At 46.5% G+C, this 2,801-nt stretch carries 2 protein-coding genes; one reads left to right on the top strand and one right to left on the bottom strand.

What is annotated here, in order from left to right; all coding sequences use genetic code 11:
• The first annotated feature begins 428 nt into the window (after positions 1–428).
• Positions 429–1,628 carry an acyl-CoA dehydrogenase family protein gene (locus HWQ41_RS00080; protein ID WP_292758543.1) on the top strand — a complete coding sequence of 400 codons (1,200 nt, stop codon included), beginning with the start codon at positions 429–431 and terminating at the stop codon, positions 1,626–1,628.
• A gap of 76 nt (positions 1,629–1,704) precedes the next feature.
• On the opposite strand, the gene HWQ41_RS00075 is transcribed toward HWQ41_RS00080, so the two are convergent.
• Positions 1,705–2,736: an ABC transporter substrate-binding protein gene (locus HWQ41_RS00075; protein WP_292758540.1), complete on the bottom strand. Its 1,032-nt coding sequence runs from the start codon at positions 2,734–2,736 to the stop codon at positions 1,705–1,707.
• Between the last annotated feature and the right edge of the window lie 65 nt (positions 2,737–2,801).

The following is a 2,801-nucleotide window of genomic DNA, read 5'->3' as shown; positions in this document are numbered from 1 at the left end:
GGAGACTTTGACGTAAGTCAAAGGCGGGGTGGGGTTCTTTTTTTGATTTATGCAAGAAGTCTAATATAGAGTTCTGCTGAAAAATATACTTGAGGAGAGTGTTAGCCCTCTGTTATGTGGGGACTTTTGCAATTTGTTAAGCTGTGGAGCGATCGCTAAATCCTCTGGCTTGCTCTGAGAAAGCTGTTTGTGTCATACTTACAGAAATTACAAAGTACTAAATTTCGATTGACTTTAAGTAGTATTCTTAACAATCAGCAGAATACCTGAGTTCGAGGTCAAAAACTGACGAACAAAAGCAAGCAGGATTTAGGCTAAAAGTAGTTGCGATCGCTTAACTCCGATGAAAGCATCTCAAGTTTGCAGAAACATCAATTTTTCGCGGGATGGGATTCAGTAGTAGTAAAGTGAGTTTTGCAGGAGTATTTATGTCACAGTTGGAGCAAGCAGTACCAGACACCTTTGTAGCCAAAGGCTTAGAAACTCTCCCCAATATTTTCGACCGGGTTGAGGCTCTGGCCAAGGACTTTGCCACCCGTGCAGGGGCACACGACAAAGATGGTTCCTTTCCCTTCGAGAATTTTACAGCTTTGCATGAGGCAGGATTACTCAGCCTCACCATTCCACGCGAATTCGGTGGTCAGGATTTGGGACTACCAACAATCTGCCGAGTCATTGAAGGGATAGCGCGTGGCGATGCTTCGACCGCGCTAGTACTGACAATGCACTATCTCCAACATGCCCATGCGGCCCGTAGCCGTCGCTGGCATCCAGAAGTATATAAACGGCTGTGTCGTGAATCAATTGAAGGCATTGCCCTGCTCAATGCTGCCCGTGTTGAACCTGAGTTAGGAACGCCAGCTAGAGGCGGATTGCCTGCCACAATTGCCGAACGGACAACAGAGGGTTGGCGTTTAACAGGCCACAAGCAATACACCACGGGCAGTCCCATCCTCAGCTACTTTGTTGTTTGGGCACGGACAACTCAGGATGAACCACAAGTTGGGAGTTTTCTGGTTCCGCGCGATCTGCCAGGTTTGCAAATTGTTGAAACCTGGGATCACTTGGGGATGAGAGCTACAGGCAGTCACGATCTCATTTTGGAGAATGTATTAATCCCCTCAGAGTATGCCCTGAATATCAGCCCCATATCTGCTGCGCCATCCTTTGATCCGCTGATTGCCACTTGGGGCAATTTGACAGTGAGTGCTTTATATCTCGGTGTTGCTACTAGTGCGCGAGACTGGCTTGCTAAATATCTTTGGGAGCGATCGCCTTCTAATCTCAAAGAGCCACTGGCAACTCTGCCACGCTTCCAAACTGCCGTGGGTGAGATAGAAGCACTGCTATTTGCTAACAATAGATTGATTTATAGTTTGGCTGAAGATATTCACAAGGGCGAGTATGATCCTAACGTAGGATTACAGGCACAAGCTGTTAAATATCTCACCACAACTAACTCGATTCGGGCTGTAGAGATTGCCTTAGAACTAACTGGTAATCCTGGTCTATTAAAAAGGAATCCTTTAGAGCGACACTACCGTGACGTTCTTTGTAGCCGTATCCATACACCACAAAATGATGTTATTTGCCAGTCATTAGGGAAGTCGGTGCTGAAAGTCAAGTGATTAGGGATCGGGGATTGGGGACTGAGTAAGAGTTTTACGAGTGCCCAATGCCCAAGCCTCGATACTTAGTACTTTGTCAAATACTGCACTTAGCGATCGCATCATTAAAAGTAGTGTCCCACAGAGGTTTCACACTAACCTTAGCTGGGAGGACGCCAGCTTCCGCAAAGGTGTCAGCTACCTCTTGCTGTGAGGCGATCGCTTCATCGGAAATAGGGAGAACCTGAACATGGCGTTGTTTTTCTTCCTGCTTTGCTTGTTCTAAGACAATACTTTCATCTATACCGATGGCTGAAGCATAACTTTTTGCCCAGGTTTCCAAATTCGATTCGCGCCAAGCTTGCGACTTTTTAATCCGACAGAGAAAGTCAGCGATCGCAGCATTTTTACCTGGGTCTGCGATCGCACTGGGAGCGCCTACAATCATGAAGTTCCCACTCAAAATGTCCTTTGCAGACTTCAATTCTCTCGCGCCGTCCTTTTTGGCTTGCGGGATCGAATAACCGTAAGTAGCCCAGCCATCTAGATCACCTTTTCTAAAGGCAGAAAGTCCGTCGGGTATTGAGAGGGCGAGTGCATCAACATCCTTCAAGGTCAGACCAACTTCCTTTAACATCTTGATCAAGAAGTAATGGGCTGTGGTAGCTTTGACGTAAGCAACTTTCTTACCTTTGAGGTCTGCGATCGTTTTAGCTGTAGAATTTTTTGGCACAAGCACAGTTTGTCCGATAGTTGGGCCCTTAGTGGCTGCAATAATCTTCACGGCATCCTGAGTACCGATCGCAAAAATTGGTGGAGTCTCACTACACGATGCAATATCAATAGCATTGGCATTGATTGCTTGCACCATAAGATTACCCCCAGTAAACTCCGTGAACTGAGTTTTGTAGGGAAAATTATCTAGTCCAGCTAACTTCAACTGGAGATCCCAACCACCCTTAAACTTAGCAATGCGGAGAGTCACCCCCGATAAATCAACTGTTGGGTTGGAGGAAGTTTGAGTGGAAGTGTTAGTACAACTAGTTGCTGTTGCAATCAGTGCTGTAGTAGTGCCTGTCATCGCACCAAGCCAGCGGAGTATCTGACGACGTTTATAGGGGGTAGCCACATGAACCTCCCATGACTTAAGATCATTAGACCTCTTGCAAAAGTCCCTAATACCCCACCCCAAAC

This window comes from Nostoc sp. NOS(2021), assembly GCF_017115025.1.
GTDB lineage: Bacteria > Cyanobacteriota > Cyanobacteriia > Cyanobacteriales > Nostocaceae > Nostoc.
The sequence above is the reverse complement of the archived record's forward strand: the minus strand, read 5'-3'. Positions and strand labels throughout refer to the sequence as shown.

What these genes read in the sequence shown, in the direction of transcription:
- HWQ41_RS00080 (WP_292758543.1), top strand. Translation starts at nt 429, where the DNA reads ATGTCACAGTTGGAGCAAGCAGTACCAGACACCTTTGTAGCCAAAGGC.